The organism is Klebsiella sp. GW_Kp182 (assembly GCF_040062275.1).
GTDB lineage: Bacteria > Pseudomonadota > Gammaproteobacteria > Enterobacterales > Enterobacteriaceae > Klebsiella > Klebsiella michiganensis.
The window spans coordinates 206,577-224,273 of the sequence record NZ_JBEAFQ010000007.1; the positions used below are offsets into that span (position 1 = coordinate 206,577).

16 protein-coding genes are annotated in these 17,697 nt (G+C 57.0%); 10 read left to right on the forward strand and 6 right to left on the reverse strand.

From position 1 onward, the window contains the following. Both ybtE and fyuA read left to right on the forward strand, forming a co-directional pair. A complete protein-coding gene (gene ybtE, locus ABLU88_RS09380; protein ID WP_049079754.1) occupies positions 1-1,578 on the forward strand; it encodes a yersiniabactin biosynthesis salycil-AMP ligase YbtE in 1,578 nt (525 codons plus the stop codon). Between the two features lie 129 nt (positions 1,579-1,707). Continuing rightward, positions 1,708-3,729 carry a siderophore yersiniabactin receptor FyuA gene (gene fyuA / locus ABLU88_RS09385; protein WP_148849666.1) on the forward strand — a complete coding sequence of 674 codons (2,022 nt, stop codon included), beginning with the start codon at positions 1,708-1,710 and terminating at the stop codon, positions 3,727-3,729. A 168-nt stretch (positions 3,730-3,897) separates the two neighbouring features. Here fyuA and lysM read toward each other — a convergent pair whose 3' ends face one another. The 4 genes from lysM to ABLU88_RS09405 all read right to left on the reverse strand — a co-directional run bounded on the left by lysM (position 3,898) and on the right by ABLU88_RS09405 (position 6,740). Then, the gene (lysM, locus tag ABLU88_RS09390) at positions 3,898-4,347 is read right to left on the reverse strand and encodes a peptidoglycan-binding protein LysM (RefSeq protein ID WP_025106332.1); all 450 of its coding nucleotides are present in this window, start codon (positions 4,345-4,347) and stop codon (positions 3,898-3,900) included. Between the two features lie 245 nt (positions 4,348-4,592). Beyond that, complete coding sequence (locus ABLU88_RS09395; RefSeq protein ID WP_049083927.1) at positions 4,593-5,153, reverse strand: nucleotidyltransferase family protein; 561 nt, start codon at positions 5,151-5,153, stop codon at positions 4,593-4,595. A gap of 97 nt (positions 5,154-5,250) precedes the next feature. Beyond that, entirely contained in the window at positions 5,251-5,895 is a 645-nt protein-coding gene (locus ABLU88_RS09400) for a TenA family protein (RefSeq protein ID WP_109240371.1), read from the reverse strand. Further along, positions 5,895-6,740 (reverse strand): BtpA/SgcQ family protein, encoded by an 846-nt coding sequence (locus ABLU88_RS09405; RefSeq protein ID WP_348836389.1) that lies wholly within the window; start codon positions 6,738-6,740, stop codon positions 5,895-5,897. Before ABLU88_RS09405 ends, ABLU88_RS09400 begins: the two co-directional genes overlap by 1 nt. Before the next feature lie 26 nt (positions 6,741-6,766). Here ABLU88_RS09405 and ABLU88_RS09410 point away from each other — a divergent pair, with 26 nt between their 5' ends. After that, positions 6,767-7,639 (forward strand): PfkB family carbohydrate kinase, encoded by an 873-nt coding sequence (locus ABLU88_RS09410; protein WP_348836390.1) that lies wholly within the window; start codon positions 6,767-6,769, stop codon positions 7,637-7,639. 1 nt (position 7,640) lies between these two features. On the opposite strand, the gene ABLU88_RS09415 is transcribed toward ABLU88_RS09410, so the two are convergent. Then, entirely contained in the window at positions 7,641-8,594 is a 954-nt protein-coding gene (locus ABLU88_RS09415; RefSeq protein ID WP_014229396.1) for a substrate-binding domain-containing protein, read from the reverse strand. Between the two features lie 345 nt (positions 8,595-8,939). On the opposite strand from ABLU88_RS09415, the gene ABLU88_RS09420 reads away from it, so the two are divergent. The 7 genes from ABLU88_RS09420 (at position 8,940) to tolA (ending at position 15,647) form a co-directional block, all read left to right on the forward strand. Beyond that, positions 8,940-9,962 (forward strand): LacI family DNA-binding transcriptional regulator, encoded by a 1,023-nt coding sequence (locus ABLU88_RS09420; protein ID WP_348836392.1) that lies wholly within the window; start codon positions 8,940-8,942, stop codon positions 9,960-9,962. A 381-nt stretch (positions 9,963-10,343) separates the two neighbouring features. Further along, complete coding sequence (locus ABLU88_RS09425; RefSeq protein ID WP_162557591.1) at positions 10,344-11,090, forward strand: ATP-binding cassette domain-containing protein; 747 nt, start codon at positions 10,344-10,346, stop codon at positions 11,088-11,090. Positions 11,091-11,108: 18 nt separating this feature from the next. Further along, positions 11,109-12,110, forward strand: coding sequence for an ABC transporter permease (locus ABLU88_RS09430; protein WP_014229399.1), 1,002 nt, complete (start codon positions 11,109-11,111; stop codon positions 12,108-12,110). A gap of 3 nt (positions 12,111-12,113) precedes the next feature. Then, the gene (locus ABLU88_RS09435) at positions 12,114-13,193 is read left to right on the forward strand and encodes a phosphotriesterase-related protein (protein ID WP_014229400.1); all 1,080 of its coding nucleotides are present in this window, start codon (positions 12,114-12,116) and stop codon (positions 13,191-13,193) included. 13 nt (positions 13,194-13,206) lie between these two features. Then, positions 13,207-13,962 (forward strand): glutamine amidotransferase, encoded by a 756-nt coding sequence (locus ABLU88_RS09440; RefSeq protein WP_014838512.1) that lies wholly within the window; start codon positions 13,207-13,209, stop codon positions 13,960-13,962. Further along, positions 13,962-15,074, forward strand: coding sequence for a M20 family metallopeptidase (locus ABLU88_RS09445; RefSeq protein ID WP_348836393.1), 1,113 nt, complete (start codon positions 13,962-13,964; stop codon positions 15,072-15,074). Before ABLU88_RS09440 ends, ABLU88_RS09445 begins: the two co-directional genes overlap by 1 nt. A gap of 144 nt (positions 15,075-15,218) precedes the next feature. Further along, on the forward strand, positions 15,219-15,647 hold the full coding sequence (gene tolA, locus ABLU88_RS09450; protein ID WP_348836395.1) for a cell envelope integrity protein TolA: 429 nt from the start codon (positions 15,219-15,221) through the stop codon (positions 15,645-15,647). 50 nt (positions 15,648-15,697) lie between these two features. Here tolA and ABLU88_RS09455 read toward each other — a convergent pair whose 3' ends face one another. Beyond that, positions 15,698-17,695 carry a TonB-dependent receptor gene (locus tag ABLU88_RS09455; protein WP_086073937.1) on the reverse strand — a complete coding sequence of 666 codons (1,998 nt, stop codon included), beginning with the start codon at positions 17,693-17,695 and terminating at the stop codon, positions 15,698-15,700. Between the last annotated feature and the right edge of the window lie 2 nt (positions 17,696-17,697).

Below are 17,697 nucleotides of genomic sequence, written 5' to 3' on the forward strand. Positions count from 1 at the left end.
ATGCACTCTTCTTTTGATTCTCTAATAAAACAGTATCCCTTCCCCATTGCTGAACAGCTGCGCCACTGGGCGGCTCGCTATCCCTCGCGAACTGCTGTCGTTGATGCCAAAGGCTCGCTGACCTACAGCGCGCTCGATCTTCGGGTCGATGAGCTTGCTGCAGGGTTATACTCGCTGGGTTTGCGTCCGGGAGAACATGTGCTTATCCAGCTCCCCAACGGCAACGCATTTGTGATCCTGCTGTTCGCGCTGTTAAGACTGGGCGTTATCCCTGTTCTGGCGATGCCCTCGCAGCGGGCGCTGGATATTGACGCGCTGATCGCGCTGGCGCAACCGGCCGCTTATGTGATTCACGGAGAAAGCCACGCGGACCTGGCCCGCCAGATGGCGCGCAAACACGCCTGCCTGCGGCAAGTTCTGGTCGCAGGTGAGACCGAAGGCGACGATTTTACGCCGCTCTTCTCGCTGCGCGGCGAACGGCAGGCGTGGCCGCAGCCCGATGCTGCCGGCACCGCGCTGCTGCTGCTCTCAGGCGGCACCACCGGGACGCCAAAGCTTATCCCGCGACGGCACGCTGACTATAGCTATAACTTCAGCGCCTCCGCCGAACTGTGCGGCCTTAAGCCACAGAGCGTGTATCTCGCCGTCCTCCCCGTGGCGCATAACTTTCCGCTGGCCTGCCCCGGTATTCTGGGAACCCTTGCCTGCGGCGGAAAGGTGGTATTGACCGACAGCGCCAGCTGCGATGAGGTGATGCCTTTAATCGCTGAACAAGGCGTGACCCACGTCGCCCTGGTACCGGCGCTGGCGCAGCTCTGGGTGCAGGCCAGAGAGTGGGAAGACAGCGATCTCTCTTCGCTACGCGTCATTCAGGTGGGCGGCGCCCGGCTTGACCCAACGCTTGCTGAGCAGGTTATCTCGACGTTTGATTGTCCCCTGCAACAGGTATTCGGTATGGCGGAAGGCCTGCTCTGCTTTACCCGGTTGGACGATCCTCTGGCCACCGTTCTCCACAGCCAGGGGCGCCCTATGTCTCCCCTGGATGAAATTCACGTCGTTGACGAAGAGGAGAACGACGTTGCGCCCGGCGAAACGGGACAGTTATTAACGCGCGGTCCTTATACTATTACGGGCTATTATCGCGCTCCCGAGCACAATGCGCGGGCCTTTACCGCGCAAGGATTTTACCGTACGGGCGACAATGTCAGGCTCGATGAGGCGGGAAATCTGTACGTTGAGGGGCGTATAAAAGAGCAGATCAACCGCGCCGGAGAGAAAATAGCCGCTGCGGAAGTGGAATCGGTGCTGATGCGTCTGGAAGACGTAAAGGATTGCGCCGTGGTCGCCGCGCCGGACAAGCTGCTTGGCGAGCGGATATGCGCGTTTATCATCGCGCAACGCACTCCCTCTGACTATCAACAGCTGCGTCAAAAGCTGGTCCGAATGGGGATCAGCGCGTGGAAGATTCCCGATCAAATTGAGTTTCTGACCCACTGGCCGCTCACCGCCGTCGGCAAGGTAGATAAAAAGCGCCTGACGGCGCTCGCCATTGAGCGTTATCGCCATTCAGCCCAATAAGCGCCCCGCTACCCGAAACAGGTGGAAATAAACCCGTTTCGGGTAGCAGTGCAATTAGAAATAGTTATCATTTTCAATTCACCATTATCGGTATTTTGGCGTCTCGCCGTTTTTCAGGGATTCATAACAATGAAAATGACACGGTTTTATCCTCTGGTTCTGGGGGGATTTTTACTCCCGGCCGCTGTTCATAGCCAAACCTCACAGCAAGACGAAAGCACGTTGGTGGTCACCGCCAGCAAACAGTCTTCCCGCTCGGCATCAGCCAATAATGTCTCTTCTACCGTTATCAGCGCGACGGAGTTAAGCGACGCGGGCGTTACCGCCAGTGACAAACTCCCCAGAGTGTTGCCTGGGCTGAATATTGAAAATAGCGGCAACATGCTTTTTTCAACGATCTCCCTACGCGGCATCTCTTCGGCCCAGGACTTTTATAACCCCGCCGTTACCCTGTATGTCGATGGCGTCCCGCAGCTTTCGACCAACACCATCCAGGCGCTGACCGATGTGCAAAGCGTGGAGCTGCTGCGAGGACCGCAGGGCACCTTGTATGGCAAAAGCGCCCAGGGCGGGATCATTAACATCGTCACCCAGCAGCCGGACAGCACGCCGCGCGGCTATATTGAAGGCGGCGTCAGCAGTCGTGACAGTTATCGAAGCAAACTCAACCTGAGCGGCCCGATTCAGGATGGCCTGTTATACGGCAGCGTGACCCTTTTACGCCAGGTTGATGACGGCGAGATGATTAACCCCTCGACCGGTAGCGATGATTTAGGCGGTACCCGCGCCAGTATCGGGAATGTGAAACTGCGTCTGGCGCCGGACGACCAGCCCTGGGAAATGGGGTTTTCCGCCTCGCGCGAATGCACTCGCGCTACACAGGATGCCTACGTGGCATGGAATGATCTCAAGAGCCGTACGCTATCTCTCGGCGAGGGTTCACCGGACCCGTACCTACGGCGCTGTACTGACAGCCAGACGCTAAGCGGTAAATACGCTACCGATGACTGGGTGTTCAATCTGATCGGCGCCTGGCAGCAGCAGAATTATTCCCGGACCTTCCCTTCCGGCTCGTTGATCGTCAATATGCCCCAGCGCTGGAACCAGGATGTGCAGGAGCTACGCGCCGCCACCCTCGGCGATACGCGTACCGTGGATATGGTATTTGGATTGTACCGGCAGAACACCCGCGAAAAGCTAAATTCCGCCTACGATATGCCGACGATGCCCTATTTAAGCAGCACCGGCTATACCACCGCTGAAACCCTTGCCGCCTACAGCGATCTGACCTGGCATTTAACCGAACGTTTTGACATCGGCGGCGGTGTGCGTTTCTCGCATGATAAAGCCAGCACGCAGTATCACGGCAGCATGCTGGGAAACCCATTTGGCGACCAGGGTAAAAGCAATGACGACCGGGTGCTCGGACAGCTCTCCGCAGGCTATCTGCTGACCGACGACTGGCGAGTATATACCCGCGTCGCCCAGGGATATAAACCTTCCGGATATAATATCGTGCCTACCGCAGGTCTTGATGCCAAACCGTTCAACGCGGAAAAATCCATCAACTATGAAATTGGCACCCGTTACGACACCGCCGATGTCACGCTGCAAGCCGCCACCTTTTATACCCACACCAAAGATATGCAGCTCTACTCTGGCCCGGTCGGAATGCAGACCTTAAGCAATGCGGGGAGAGCCGACGCCACCGGCGTTGAGCTGGAAGCGAAATGGCGGTTTGCCCCCGGCTGGTCATGGGATATCAATGGCAACATGATCCGTTCCGAATTCACCAACGACAGCGAGCTGTACCACGGCAACCGGGTGCCGTTCGTACCGCGTTACGGCGCGGGAAGCAGCGTGAATGGCGTGATTGATACGCGCTATGGCGCACTGATGCCCCGGCTGGCGGTTAATCTGGTGGGGCCGCACTATTTCGATGGCGACAACCAGCTGCGGCAAGGCGCCTACGCCACCCTGGACAGCAGCATTGGCTGGCAGGCGACGGAACGGATGAATATTTCCGTCTATGTCGATAACCTGTTCGACCGTCGTTACCGTACCTATGGATATATGAACGGCAGCAGCGCCGTCGCGCAGGTTAATATGGGCCGCACCGTCGGTATCAATACGCGAATTGATTTCTTCTGATCCAACGATACAGGGATGCAATAATCGCATCCCTGTCATCACCGAATTTAACTCGTTGACGTCAGGAAAACGCCTGGGACAACCCCAGCCAGCAACAAAACCTATATTGTCACTGGCCGGCCTTGAAGATAATTCCATCGGCCTGCTGCTGCCGAAGGAATTCAGCGCTTACTTCGCCGGAATAATCAGCACCTGACCCGGATAGATTTTATCGGGATGCGTCAGCATCGGTTTGTTGGCTTCAAAAATACGTTGGTAGTCATTAGCAGAGCCATACATCGCTTTAGAGATGGCGCTCAGGGTGTCGCCGGATTTCACCGTATAATAACGACTTTCCGCCCCGCTTTGCGTCACCTTCACGCTATCATTAACCTGACCAACGCCGGTGACGTTACCTACCGCCACCAGAATTTTTTCCTTATCTTCTTGCGAACCGACATCGCCGGTAACCGTCGCGGTGCCGTCGTCCGCAACATCAATATTGACCTTTTCGGCACCGGGCAGATTAAGACCATCAATATGTTTTTTCAGCTTGTCGGCCTTATCTTCCTTGCTGCCGCCGGAGACGGCGTCCCATATTTTCTCGCCCGCTTCTTTGACAAAATTTAATAATCCCATCGTTCCATACCTCCATTACTGTTTCACGATCAAATATTCATCAGACCGGTTAAGCCCATTTCCAGGATGTCGGTTCTGCTACCCCAGAGCGGCAACCGCCTGAAGCAGCACAACCTGCCATCAAAGTATAATCAATAAGCGTCAACGTGCAGGATATTTGCCCGGATACGGCAGGAAAATCGGTACTCTGCCCAGGGGGCATGACATAAAATCAGGCGTTAACCCGCAGTGATGGCGAAAACGGCTCAGGTCGGGACAATCAGCTGCAGGCCTGGATAGCGCTGCAGCCAGCGTTTTTCCGCGACGCGCTGGCTGAAAATAGCCAGCTTATGCTGCGCAAATACCGGCGTGGGCCGCAGACGGAGTGCAAACAGATCGTCCAGCCCGTAGGGCGCAATAACCTCAATAAGCCCTGAACGTCCCATTCTGACCGCGATAGCCGTCGCCGTTTCAGGCCAGTACAGCAACGCATTCTCCGTGGAGTGATAAGGTTTATTACCGTTACGTTGATGCATTCTGGCCTGGTTCTTCACCGACCAGTTAAAGGCGGATGATTGCTGGCTCAGCCTCTCTTCCAGCGCCCTATCGTCGGCGGCGCTGCCGCTTTTCGCGTCGAACCAGACAACATCCACATCACCCGAAACTGGCCTTTGCCCGTAGCCGTGCAGATGATCCCAGACCGCATCCCTGACAAAGCCGGCGCCAATCCAGCCATCGCTGAGTTCCAGCGCCTGAACGGCGTACAGCGCGTTCATTCTTACCGGGTCGTTTAACAATAATCTCTGCAATTCATCCTGATAGTTCATGATTTCCCTGAAACGGTGATTAACCTGAGTATGCGTCCAACCATAGTATCAACGTTCAGGGGGCGCCGCTTCGGCGCCCCCTTTGTTTAGCGCACGACTACTCCTCGTACGCAGCGTGATGGAAATCAATTTCCCACTGCAGCACATCACCGTAAAGCGCCGACAGCGCCTGCTTTTCGCTTTCACTCAGCGCCATGGCGCAGCGGTCGAGTTCGTTCTTCAGCCAGAGCGCCTGCTGATAAAATTCGTCCTCCGCGTGCATTTCCACCCAGCGACGCACGTCAGCATCGCTCTGGCGATGTTCGCTCGCCCGTCGGCACCAGAAATAATACATCCACTCCGCACCGAACATCAGGGTAACGATCTGCTCATAGCTTCCCTGCCGGGCCGTCCGCAGCATGCCGTCGCGAAAGCGCCGCACGCCGGGCAGATCGTCCGGATAATCAGCGGGAGTTATCCGCCGTTCTGATAACACCTGTTCAAACCATGCAATCTGCGTGTCAACCAGGGCATTCAGGACGCCAATAAGCCAGCGCTGCTGATGAATACCCGGCGCCTTGCTAACCCCGAGAGCAAAAATCGCGATTGCCGTCGCGACAAAGTTGCCCTCAAACACCAGATAGCGGTTAAAGACGGCTGTCGGCAGACGATCCTGTTCGATATCAGTCACAAAACGGTGCTGCTGCATCGCCTGCCACGCCGGTTGATGTTCGCGCAGCAGGCGTTCGCTAAACGCTTCCATTATGCTTCCTCCAGCGCAGCCTGAGCGACCGACATAAAATGCCTCACCCGGGCCAGCTCAACATCGTTCCACCAGACGCCATCGACCTTCATCGTACTGGCCACAATGACCCCCTGGGTCCGCCCGAGGATCTGACTCACGTTGGCGGGCGTCACCCCGGAGCCCACCAGCAGCGGTAGCTCCGTCGCCGCGCGGATCTCGTCAATTTCCTCCATCGTTGCGCTATCGCCCGTGCGCTGGCCGGTCGCAATTACCGCGTCGGCCTCGAAGAAATCCACGTCGCGCGTGAGCTCCTGAATCGAACGATCGGCAACGATGGCGTGGCTACCGTGCTTGACGTGGCTATCGGCAAAGACGCGAATATGTTCAGCGCGCAGCATGCTGCGATAGCGCAGCGCCTTAGCGGCCGCTCCTTCAATAAATCCTTCATTGGCGATATAGGCGTTGGCCCACTGGTTTACGCGGACGAAATCGGCCCCGCCCGCCAGGGCGATCGCCATCGCCGGGATCGCCGCGTTCGCCAGGACATTAATGCCCAGCGGCACACCAAAACGCTCGCGAACTTTCTCGGTAATCACCGCCATCAGCGCAGAGGTTTCATGACCGATATCCTCAGGTTTGGAAAAAGGAATATCACCATGGTTTTCAATAATCAGGCCGTGAACGCCGCCCGAAATATAATTTTCGGCATCGCGAAGCGCACGTTCAACAATACCAGAGACTGATTTCCCTCGATATTTCGGCGTGCCGGGAAAAGGATCGGAATGAATAACACCAATAACAACTTTATTACGTGAAAAAATAGCTTGTATTGCATTCGTTTTTTCTGCTGAGATAGCAACCATCTTATCCATCCTGTTAAGGGAACACTATGCGTGTTTACGTTACTGGTAATATTACCGTAGATGAAACCTGGTCCATTCCGGATATACCGAAAAAAGGCGAGTCCATTCACGGCATTAAAGTTTCGCAGGATATCGGCGGTAAAGGCGCGAATCAGGCGATTATATTATCCCGCTGCGGAGTCGACACGCGATTAATTGCCGCCACGGGAAATGACAGCAACGGCGAGTGGATCCGTCAACAGATAAAAAATGAACCACTGACGCTACTACCCGACGGCCATTTCAATCAACATAGCGACACCTCGATTATTTTAAATAGCGCTGATGGCGACAATGCCATCATTACCACGACGGCCGCAGCCGATACGTTCAGCCTTGATGATATTATTCCGCATATGGCGGAGGCCGCCGCGGGCGATATCCTGCTACAGCAGGGCAATTTCTCCCTGGATAAAACCCGGGCGCTGTTCCAGTACGCCAAGGCCCGCGGTATGACAACGGTATTCAACCCCTCGCCTGTCAATCCTGACTTTTGCCATCTGTGGCCGCTCATCGACATCGCGGTGGTTAATGAATCCGAGGCCGAGCAGCTTAAGCCTTACGGCGTGAAAACCTTAGTGGTCACCCAGGGCGCGGCAGGCGCCTGGCTGGTTCAGGCGGGTCAGCGCCAGTTTTGCCCCGCCGTCCCCGCCGAGGTGCTAGACACCACCGGCGCTGGCGACACGTTCCTCGCGGTGATGCTGGCGTCCTCGATCCTGCGCGGCGTCGAGCCGGATGCGCTGGCGCTGGCGCACGCCAGCCGCGCTGCCGCCATTACCGTTAGCCGTCGGGGGACGCTCAGCGCGTTTCCCGACGGCCATGAACTCACCGCTCTGTTAGCCGTGAACGGCGCGCGCTGACCTACTTGAACAGCGAACGATAGGTATCGACGTTCGCTTTGGTTACCACCGTGGCCGGAACCAGAATGGTTTTCGGCACGGTTTTACCTGCGGTGATAGCGTTCAGCGCATTCAGGGCTTCGGCCCCCATCTTTTCCGGGTCCTGCTGCAGAACGGCGGTGACGTAGCCGCCGTCAATACCGGAAATCGCCTTCGCCGTCAGATCCCAGCCAAAGACTTTAATATCTTTCTGGCGCCCCTGGTTTTCCACGGCGGCGATAGCGCCCAGCAGAGCGGGTTCGCCAGTGGCATAGATCGCCGTCAGATCGGGGTTGCCGGTAATCAGGTTCTCCGCCGCGGTCATTGCTTTATCCTGTACGTTCTGGCCGTCGACCACGTTAGCGATGGTAATTTTCGGATTGCTTTTCAGCGTCTCTTCAAACCCTTTCTGCCGCTGGTTCTGAATGGCCGAGTTCAGCGCGCCGACAATACCCAGCCGCGCCTGGCCGCCCATCTCTTTCTGCACGTAGTCCACGAAGTATTGACCAATAATTCTGCCACCTTCGATATTATCAACGCCAACCTGAGCCGCCTGCGGCCCGGCCGGTAATACGGCATCAATCGCAATCACTGGAATGTTAGCGGCGGCCGCTTCTTTTACCGCGGGCATAATTCCGTTAACGTCAATCGCGGCAACCAGAATGCCTTTAACGCCTTGCTGAATATAGTTTTCTATCGCGTCGTTTTGCGCCACGGGATTATCGTTAGAGTTAAAAATAACTAGATCCTTGCCGCTGGCTTTGGCCGCATCCTGCGCGCCTTTATTCATCAGATTAAAGAACAGGGCCTGCTGATTGATTTGTACCAGCGCATAAGTTGGACCGGCGGCGCCGGCGGCAGAAATAAAACTCATTGATGCCAGCATCGTGGTGGCGACAGCAAGTAAACGCAGTTTTCCGGTGTGAAATAACATCATCAGTATCCTCGTCGGGAATAGTTGATAGCCAGCAGAGTTCCGCGCCGCATGCAAACGCAGAAGGATTATTTTTTTGGCGGGCAAATATCGTCTATATGGCCAGAACAATCATCGACCGTTCGGCGGATACCTGCTTAATTTCATTCCGGCAACCGGTCCGTGTCGGTGCGCGACTGGAATGAATTAAACGGGTTTGGGAATGACTTCCCGGATGATGCGGTAAACTGCCTATACAATTCTCCGCAGATTAAATTTTGTCAAGCATTTATTTCCGGTTATTGTTAGCAGAGAAATTGCTGTATCCACCGCGCTTAACTATGTTACAGATAGCCGATTCTGGCAGAAATGGCGCAGGAAATGAGTATAAAACGCGTATTGTTATCCGATGTGGCAAAGCTTGCGGGGCTGTCGAAGGCAACCCTGTCGCGCTATATGAACAACAGTATTGTGCTACCGCAGGACACCATCGATCGCATCGAAACCGCCATTCGCGAACTGGACTATCGCGGCAATAGCCTGGCACGCCGTCTTAGCAAAGGCGGCAGCGAAACGCTCGGCCTGGTGCTCCCCGATATTACCAACCCCTTCTTTGCCGAACTGGCCGATGCCGCCGAAGAGGCCGCTTCTGCCAGCGGTTACAGCCTGGTGCTGTGTATCACCCGCAACAACCCGGAAAAAGAGTGCCAGTTTATCCGCTGGCTGGATACCTGCCAGGTCGACGGCCTGCTGTTCACCACCAACCGCCCCGATAACGGCCTGCTGCGCAAAGAAGTCCAGCGTCACGAACGCATTGTCCTGCTGGATGAAGATATTCCCGGCAGTAAGGTGCCGAAAGTGTTTGCCGATAACGTCCAGGGCGGGCGGATCGCCACCGAAAAACTGATCGCCGCCGGGCATCGCCATATCGCTTTCGTCGGCGGCCCGGACAAGCTGATGAGCGTACGCGAGCGCTATCAGGGCTTCTGCACCGCGATGGAGCAGGCCGGCCTGAGCTGGCCGCCCGAATGGGTCATGTACGGTGACTACCAGCGCGAGTTTGGCCAGCAAGCGCTGCGGACCCTGTTCAGCCAGCCGGTTCGCCCGACCGCCGTCTTCGCCGCCAGCGACTATCTGGTGCTCGGCCTGCTCGACGGTCTGCGCGCCAGCGGGCTCCAGGCGCCGGAGGCGCTATCGTTAGTCGGCTTCGATGACGCCAACTATGCCGATTTTACCCAGCCGCGGATTTCCACTATCCGCCAGCCCGCCCGGGAACTGGGCCGCACCGCGGTGAACATCATGATGCGTCTGCTGAACGACGATCGGGATATCCCGGCGGAAACCCGCCTGCCGGTAGAGTGGATTAGCCGCGACTCGATCAAGATCTGTTAAGCACATCCCAAAATGGCGCAAATGTGCTCACTTTTGGCGCAAAAAAACGATCAATTAACATTTTATTCACTATAATCAGTAAACCGGTTTACCGGAGCGTAATAAATAAACTCTATTTATTACATAAGGTTAAATCACAGGGCTGCTGTGTTGTTCCTGCCCTGGCACGGATGCTGCAATGTTCTTACTGGCGAACAAATATCTTACATAGCGTTTGTCCTGACTGTGCTGGCGAGTGCTCTATTCCGCAGGTAAACCGGTTTACTAGCATGTAAACCGTGTCGGATAGCATCTCTCCCGCAGGATGGCGAACATTTTCCCGGCAACAGCGATGGGAGTTATCAGATGCAGCAGCCACAAACTACCCCGCCAAGGGTGGAGATGATCAATATCACCAAGACCTACGGGTCGATACGTTCATTGCGCGGAGTCAACCTTGAGCTGGCTCCGGGCGAGGTGCTGGGCTTAGTGGGCGATAACGGCGCGGGGAAATCGACCCTGACCAAAGTGCTCTCTGGCGCGGTGATCCCCTCCAGCGGCACGATTCGTATCGACGGTGAACAGCAGCAGTTTACTAATCCGGCCGATTCACGCCGCTGCCATATCGAGATGGTGTATCAGGATCTGTCGCTCTGCGACACGGTCGACGTCGCGGGCAATCTGTTTATGGGCCGCGAGCCGATGAAATCACTCCTCGGTATCCCCTTCCTCGATGAGGCAAGAATGCACGCCGATGCCAGGGAGATGCTAAAAGGGCTCGGGATCTCCATTCCCGATACCCGGCTGCTGGTGCGAAATCTCTCCGGCGGCCAGCGCCAGGCCATTGCCATCGCCCGCGCGGCGGCCTTTGACCCGAAGGTGCTGATTATGGATGAACCCACCGCCGCGCTGGCCGTCGCGGAAGTCGAAGCGGTGCTGGAGCTTATTCGCCGCGTTTCCGCTCGCGGGGTGAGCGTGATTCTGATTACCCACCGCCTGCAGGACCTGTTCCTGGTCTGTGACCGGATCATGGTGATGTATGAAGGTACCAACGTCGCCGACAGACGGGTGGCCGACACCAGCCTGAGCGATATCGTTAACCTGATTGTGGGCGAAAAATTCACCGCCCGCTCTGCGGCTGCACATTGAGGTAACAGGATGAGTATCATGAACTTAAGCAGCTCCCGCATGATCCAGCATTCGCTGCCGCGCCGCCTGCTGCATAACCACTCCGGCGTGGTCAGCATCGCGCTCTTTTTCGTCTTCTGCTGCGTGGTGTTTTCGCTGATCACCAGCAACTTTCTCACCGGCACCAACTGGCTCAACATCATCCGTCAGAGCGCCCCGCTGCTGATTGTCGCGACGGCGATGACCCTGGTCATTACCACCGGCGGTATCGATCTGTCGGTGGGCTCCACCCTCGCGCTGGTCGGCGCGCTTTCCGCTATCGCCCTGAATAACTGGGGGCTGCCGTGGCCGGTGGTACTGCTCGGCGGCCTGCTGCTCGGCGGATTGGTGGGCGCCATCAACGGCTTCTTTATCGCCTATGAAGGCATTCCGGCGTTTATCGTCACGCTCGCCACCCTGGCCGTGGTTCGCGGCATCGCGCTGCTGGTCACCCAGGGCTACTCGATTCCGGTTCCGGCTGACAGCCTGTTTACCTTTATAGGACGCGCGTGGGTAGTCGGTATCCCCATGCCCGCGCTGATCGGCATTATGATTCTGGTAATCGGGCATATTGTTCTCAATCATATGCGCTTTGGCCGCTACGTGACCGCTATCGGCGCTAACGCCGAAGGCGCGCGACGCAGCGGCATTAATACCAAAGCGGTCACCATGAAGGTCTATATCATCAGCGGGATGGCCGCCGCGCTGGCGGGGATGATCATTACCGCGCGCCTCGGCAGCGGCTCCTCCAACCAGGGCGAAGGCTTTGAACTGCAGGTTATTGCTGCCGTTGTGCTTGGCAGTACCAGCCTGTTTGGCGGCTTCGGTACCATTATCGGTACGCTGCTGGGCGCGCTGTCGATTGCGGTCATTCAGAACGGGCTGATTCTGTCGCATATTTCGCCGTTTTACACCCAGATAGCCACCGGCACCATTATCCTGCTGGCGATCTGGCTGAACACCCGCATTCTCAACCCCACGCGCTCCGCGGCAAAAGGATAGCTGATGAAAGGATCAATTTTTCGCCACCCCACTCCGCTGCCGCTTGGCGTCAGCAGCGGTTACGTGATGACGGTGCTTGGCCCGCTGCCGATTAGCGAAATGGGGGTTACCCTGATGCATGAACATATTCTGCTGGATGCCTCCGGCAAATGGGTACCGCCCTGCTGCTGTAGCGATCGCCATCTTGCCGAAATGCCGGTGAAAATGGAAAACCTCGGCGAACTGTCGCTGAATCCGCTGATGAGCCGCGATAACTGCCAGCTGTTTGACGTCGACGTCGCGATTGAAGAGCTGACGAAATATCGCGCCCTTGGCGGAGAAACGGTGGTCGACCCGACCAATATCGGTATTGGCCGCGATCCCAAAGCGCTGGCGCGTATCGCCCGTCTGACCGGTCTGAACATTATTATGGGCACCGGCCTCTATCTGGAACCTTCGCACCCCGAGTGGGTAAGAACCAGCAGCGTCGAACAGCTGACCGAACGGCTGATTTACGATCTGGGCGGCGCGGAGGAGAAACCGGAGGTGCTCGCCGGGCTCATCGGCGAAATCGGGATCTCGAGCCGCTTTACGCCGGATGAGGAGAAATCGCTGCGCGCTGCGGGCCGGGCCAGCGCCGCGACCGGCGTGCCGATCGAGGTCCATCTGCCCGGCTGGGAGCGGCTGGGCCATCGGGTGCTGGATATTCTCGAACAGGAAGGCGCCGATTTACGCCATACCGTCCTGTGCCATATGAATCCCAGCTTTGCCGATAAGCGCTACCAGCGGGAGCTGGCGCAGCGCGGGGCGTTTCTCGAATACGACATGATCGGCATGAGCTATTACTACGCCGACGAGTCGGCGCAGTCGCCCTCCGACGAGGAGAACGCCCGCGCGATTCGCGAACTGATTGACGACGGCTATATCCAGCAAATACTGCTGTCGCAGGACGTCTTCCTGAAAACCATGCTCACCCGCTACGGCGGCCACGGTTACGGCTACATACTCAAGCATTTTGTTCCCCGCCTGCGGCGCCACGGCGTCAGCGGCGAACAGCTTGAAACCTTGATGATTGGAAATCCCCAACGGGTCTTTGGCGGATAAAAGGAAAGTCATAATGCAGAAAAAAATCTTACTGGTCGGTGAATCCTGGACCAGCACCTCAACGCACGTTAAAGGCTTCGACCAGTTTGCCACCGCCACCTGGCACACCGGCGCAACGGATTTTCTGGCCGCGCTCGCGGACAGTGCCTACGCCATTACCTATATGCCCGCCCACGCGGCGGCGACAGACTTTCCGCTGACGCTGGAAGCGCTGCAGCAGTGGGATGCGATTATTCTTTCGGATATTGGCGCCAATACGCTGCTGCTGCATCCGGACACCTGGCTGAAAAGCCGCCGAACCGCCAACCGTCTGACGCTGCTGCATGACTACGTGGCTGGCGGCGGCTCGCTGATGATGATTGGTGGCTATTACAGCTTCCAGGGGATTAACGGCGGCGCGCGCTATCGCCATACCGCGGTGGAGAAAGTTCTGCCGGTCCGCTGTCTGGCGTGGGACGATCGCATTGAAACCCCGGAGGGTTGCTATGCCGAAGTGACGGAATCCCACGCCCTGTTCAATGATATTCCGGGCGAATGGCCGTGGCTGCTGGGCTATAACGAAGTAGAAATGCATCCGGAAGGCAAACTGCTGGCGACGGTCGCCGGTACCGGTCATCCGCTGCTGGCCATTCGCGAGTATCAACAGGGTCGCTCGCTGGTGTGGACCAGCGATATGTCGGCACACTGGCTGCCGGAAGAATTTGCTCAATGGCCCGGCTATCGCCAGCTGTGGATTAACTGCCTTGACTGGCTGACGGAACGTCGCTGATGGCCGCCACCCTTGAGCTCGCCCGGCAGCTGCTGGGCTTTAACACCATCAACCCGCCGGGCAGCGAAGCAGACTGCATGCGGTTCTTCGCCGACTGGCTTAACGATCGCGGTTTTGCGGTTTCGCTGTCGTCGTTCGGCGAGGGACGCTGCAATCTTATCGCCAGGCTGCCCGGGGCGAAGACCGGTAAACCGCTGGCCTTTACCGGTCATCTGGATACCGTGCCGCTGGGAAATGCCCGGTGGCAGTACGATCCTTTCGGCTCGCAGATAGAAGACGGGCGTCTTTATGGCCGCGGGTCCAGCGATATGAAAGCGGCGATAGCGGCGTTTGCCGTCGCCTGCGTTCATCAGCGGGAAAAGATCCTCGCCGGACGCGGCGCGGTATTGCTGATTACCGGCGGAGAAGAGACCGGCTGCGACGGCGCAAGGGCGTTGATCGCCTCCGCGACGTTGCCGGACGTGGGCGCGCTGATCGTCGGTGAGCCCACCGCCAACTATCCGGCGATCGGCCATAAAGGCGCGCTCTGGCTACGCTGCGAAACGCGGGGAAAAACCGCCCACGGCGCGATGCCGGAGCTGGGGATAAATGCTATCTATCTTGCGGCGGATGCGCTGGGTAAGATTCAGCATTTTTCCCCTGGCGCGGCGCACCCGCTGATGAAGCAGCCCACCCTCAACGTCGGACGCATCGAAGGCGGACTCAATATTAATTCCGTGCCGGACCGCACGCTTTTTGATGTCGATATCCGCAGCGCGCCCAATTTACAGCACGCCACTATCCGGCAGCGCTTGACCACGCTGCTTGGCGAAAGCGTCACGGTATCCACGCTGGTCGACCTGCCCGCCGTACTGAGCCGGGAGGATCATGCGTGGATTAAGCAGGTTTATCAGCGCTGCCAGCCGCTGCACGCTAAGCCGATTGAACCGCGCGTGGTGCCCTACTTTACCGACGCCTCGCTGCTGCTGCCTGCGTTGGGCGATCCACCCTGTATTATTCTCGGTCCCGGCGAGCCGTCTATGGCCCATCAGACCGACGAGTACTGCCTGCTCAGCCGGCTGGAGGAGGCTGAGCAGCTATACGGAGACATTATCCGCGACTGGATGGCGTAGCCGCCCGCGGCGAAGGCAAAGAATGAGTGACAGTGTCACTTTAAAGCGCATACCAGGCGATCGGCGTTTGAATAATATCGCGGAATAACAGAGGATAACCGTCTCGCGTCAGAAACGCATCATCACCAGCAAGGAGGCATTACCATGTCCGAGAAAATCCGCCCGGTGCTCATTTGCACTCTCTCTTTACTTCTTTCCGCCTGCTCGGGTAGTGCTTCTGTGCCGGATAGCGCCGAAGACGCGAAGGTATCGGCAGAAGTGGATAAGATGTTTCGCGATTATCAAACGGGTTCAGATCAATCACCGCAGGCCAACGTCTCACGCTATCTGACGCAGGTCCAGAGGGCTATCTTCGCGAAAATAGACCAGCCGGCGTCCTGGCAGGGGCAAAAATGCTCGGTGCGCTTAACGCTACAGCGTGACGGGACGGTGCATAATCCAGCGGTCGAAAGCGGCGATCCGGCGTTATGCGCGGCGGTAATGTCCGCGCTGAAAGAAGCCAAAATTCCGCCCGCGCCGGATGAAAAAACCTATCAGACATTCAGTCATGTGGTTCTGGACTTCAGGCCCTGAGAGCTTTTTTTGCATTTTATCGCAGGGGCTATTCGGCCCCTGCACGATTTTCAGAACTCCACGCGGCCGCCGAAATTATAGCGTCGCCCTTCCAGCATCGCCTTCTGCCGGTAAGCGGTAGTGTAAACCGGGTTCACATCAAACAGATTGTAGATACCGCTCATCAGCGTGACGTGCTTACTCAGGCGATAACGCACGCCTAGATCTACCAGCGCATAGGCATCCGTTGAGCTGGACTTGCCGATATCCGGCGATCTGCTGCGCCAGCTCGCCTTGGTCCACAGTTCAAGATCGGAAGCGGTGTTCCACGTCAGCGAAACGTTGGCCATACTGCTGGGGAAATCGCTAAGCGCATAACCCTTATACTCACCGCTTTTTTGTTCACTGTGGGTATAGGTATAGTTGGCGTTCGCTTTCAGCGCTGCGGTCACCTGCCAGTCGCCGTTCAGCTCCAGTCCGTAGATCTCCGCATCCCCGACGTTAATGTATTGCGACACGCTATCCGCGGTATAGCCGTTGTATTGGCATTGCCGGGTAGCCGAGGCGGTACAGATGGTATGGTCGCTGATTTTGTCTTTAAATTTGGTATGAAAAAGCGTGGCGTCGAGCGCCAGCGCATCCTGCTGCCAGTACACGCCCAGCTCGGTGTTGATGCTCTGCTCCGGTTTGAGATCGTCGTTGCCGATACCAATCTCAGAATAGGGATAAGCGCCGTAGACGCTGGTAAAGCCGGCGTTGTTCTGGCGCAGGTCCGGTTTTTTATAGCCGGCGGATACGCCACCTTTCAGCGCCCAGCTTTCGTCAATGGTCCAGTTGCCGTAGAGCTTAGGCGTAACGTGATAGCCAAAATAGCTGTCATGATCCAGGCGCGCAGAGGTGGTCAACGTGAAGTCCGGTACAATCATCCACGCGTCTTCAGCAAAAACCGCCCAGCCGTGACGGGTGATTTTACTCACCGGGGTGACCCCGGGCGCCTGCTTGTCCGCAATACCAAAGGTGTCATTCAGCTCATTGCGCGTGAAGTTTACGCCTAGCGTCAGCTTGTGATCGGCCAGCGTAAAGGTGTTCGCGCTATTGGCCTCAAAATTATTCTGCTTGATAAACTGCGAGTCCATGCCGGGCACGCGGTACTCCGTACGGGCCTTTTCGTAGCTGATAAAGTTCTTCACCTCCACCAGGTCATCACCGTACCAGGCATGCTGTGACAGCGAGACCGCATCGCGGTCAAAGCCCCAGTACCACGCTTTATCGTTATGGGTTTTCTCCTGATTGCCTTTGGAGGCGTTCAGATCCCAGAGCTGGGTATCGGTTGGCGAAAGAGAAATTGTGGCGTCCAGATTCCCCGCCTGATGCTTAACAAAACGTTCTTGGGTCGGGCTGTCATCATCGCGACGGTCAAGATAGTCAGCCCCCACGCTGACGCCGAGTTTGCCCGGTACGACGGGCCCCATAAAGAAGGCGTTTGTCTGGTTAGTATTGCCGTATTCGCTTTTCTCCTGCAGGAAGTAATTATCCTCCAGCACCCCCGTCCATTTTTCGAGGTTATACGCCTTTTTGGTGATGACGTTGACCACACCGCCGATAGAGTCAGAGCCGTACAGCGATGACATAGGCCCGCGAATCACCTCCACCCGCTCAATGGCGGCCAGCGGCGGCATAAAAGCGGCTTCAGACCCAATGTGATGCCCATAAGGTCGCGATTCGCGGGTAGACTGCTTGATACCGTTCACCATAAACGAGGTATAGGTCGAATCCATACCGCGCATCTGTACATCGCCGGTCGCCAGGCTGCCGTGGCCGTTGCCCACCAGCACGCCCGGCATCTCGCGCAACGCTTCCGTGACGTTCTGATTGGAACGGGTATTCAGCGCCTTCTCATCGAGCACCGAGATCGTCGCCGGCGCCTCGCGCCTCTCCTGGCTGAATCCCGTGGCGGTAACTACCATCTGTTCTTCATTTATCCCTGCGCCATCAGCGGCGTAGGCTGCCGCGGGCAGATTGACGAAGGCGAGCGCCATCGCCACGTCTATGCGTGTCTTCATCGCCACAA